We start from the raw sequence: 2,034 nt of genomic DNA, 5'->3' as shown, positions 1-2,034 counted from the left end.
CTTTCATCAGTGACTATAACATCCCGAAAATGGATTGCTCCGCAGAGGAACAAATGGTTCGGATGACTTTATCTTCATTAGTAGATGTTAAGAGGCTGGTATTTGATTTGCCAAACCGAAACCTAAAAGTTCTGCATAATGGTGAAAATAATGAAATCACTGCAAAACTTGAAGCTCTTGGATTTGGAGCAAAATTAAATAAAACTGAAGCTTATGAAAATAAAGAGCACACACAAGAAGCCAGTACTTTTCTGATTCCAAAGATGGATTGTTCGGCAGAAGAGCAAATGGTCAGAATGGCTCTTTCTCCCTTGCATGAAGTTAAAGGTTTATCATTTGATTTGGCACAAAGACAGTTAGTTGTTTTCCATACAAATGGGATTAATGAAATTACCACAAAACTTGAAGCCCTCGGTTTTGGTGCAAAGCTTGTGGAAACAGTAAAAGCCACTGGGGAATTGCCTGAAACGCCAGATCCGACTAAGCAGGCGAAAGTCCTAAAATTATTACTAGCGATTAATGGTGTTCTTTTTTTTATTGAGTTCATAAGTGGCATCATTGCTGCATCGACGGGGCTTATTGCGGATTCTCTTGATATGTTTGCAGATGCTGCCGTTTACAGTATAGCACTTTATGCGGTAGGGAAAGCAGCTAAATACCAATTAAAAGCAGCTCATTTTGCAGGATGGATTCAACTTTTATTAGCTTTGATCGTTATTATTGATGTTGTCAGACGTTTCATGTTCGGTAGTGAACCAGAGTCAGATTTGATGATCATTATTGGCTTTTTAGCACTTATTGCCAATGTGACGTGCTTGTATCTCATTTCTGGGCATAAAGATGGTGGAGCCCATATGAAAGCGAGTTGGATCTTCTCTGCTAATGACGTGATAGTAAATATGGGAGTAATTTTAGCAGGTGTACTGGTTGCATGGACGGGCTCAGCTTATCCAGATTTGATTATTGGTATTCTTGTTTCATTATTTGTGCTGAATGGCGCTCGAAAAATTTTGGCGTTGAAATAAGGTACAGACAATGAATTTATTTCAAGTAAAGCAAGATCAGACTGTAAAAATCATTGATCTTAAAAAGGGTGAACAGTATCAAGATAAAAATGATCCTGTTCTGGAGCGTTTAGAACTGCTGGGCTTTAGAGTAGGTGAAACCTTACAAGTGCTTGCGAAAGGGCTTTTTGGTGGTGATCCTGTGTTGGTTCAAATCGAAACCTCACGTTTCGCCTTAAGAAAAAATGAAGCAGAACGAATTTTTGTAGAGATTACCAATGGACACTAAAAATATTGCACTTGTTGGTAATCCTAATTGCGGGAAAACATCACTTTTTAACACCCTCACAGGGACTCGTCAAAAAGTTGCAAATTATGCTGGGGTAACAGTTGAACGTAAGGAAGGTTTTTTTAAACTACCTTCTGGTGATACCGTTCGAGTATTGGATTTGCCTGGGACTTATAGTTTAAAACCGAGCAGTTTAGATGAGGAGGTCACTAGAGCAGTATGCTTTGGTGAATTAAAAGGCGAAGTCATACCTGATATTTTTGTATGTGTTGTCGATGCTACGAATCTTCATCTTCATTTAAGTCTTGTACTTGAAGTCAGAGCTTTGAACAGACCAATGTTACTTGTTCTTAACATGATGGATGAGGTTAGAAAGCGTGGGATTGCAATTGATACAACGAAGCTATCTCAGCTTTTAGGTATTCCTGTTGTTGAGTCAGTAGCTGTAAAAACAAAAGGCATTCAGGGACTATTGACCCAATTGGATCAAAAGAATTTGTTTGTTGCCCCTTATCATTCTGATCTGAGTCACTTTGACCAAATCAAATATATTACAAAACAAGTCATCTTGAAAAATGATAATGGTGATAAACGAACGGCTTTCTTGGACAAAATATTCTTACATCCAGTTTTTGGATTATTAATATTGACCTTTACCATGTTTGTAATGTTTCAGGCAGTCTTTATTTGGGCTCAACCATTAATTTCCTTTGTTGAGGATTCGATTACATGGTTTAGTGG

Annotated in this window: 3 protein-coding genes; all 3 read left to right on the top strand. The window is 37.9% G+C overall.

From position 1 onward, the window contains the following. Nucleotides 1-1,025 (top strand): cation diffusion facilitator family transporter (locus M5121_RS15725; protein ID WP_249571696.1); only part of this gene is annotated, 1,025 nt, incomplete at its 5' end. 10 nt (nucleotides 1,026-1,035) lie between these two features. Beyond that, the gene (locus M5121_RS15720) at nucleotides 1,036-1,293 is read left to right on the top strand and encodes a FeoA family protein (RefSeq protein WP_018679540.1); all 258 of its coding nucleotides are present in this window, start codon (nucleotides 1,036-1,038) and stop codon (nucleotides 1,291-1,293) included. Next, on the top strand, nucleotides 1,283-2,034 hold a 752-nt coding region (locus M5121_RS15715; RefSeq protein ID WP_249571695.1), incomplete at its 3' end, for a FeoB small GTPase domain-containing protein. The genes M5121_RS15720 and M5121_RS15715, both read left to right, overlap by 11 nt.

The organism is Acinetobacter sp. ANC5681 (genome assembly GCF_023488045.1).
GTDB lineage: Bacteria > Pseudomonadota > Gammaproteobacteria > Pseudomonadales > Moraxellaceae > Acinetobacter.
This window is presented reverse-complemented; position numbering and strand designations above follow the sequence as displayed.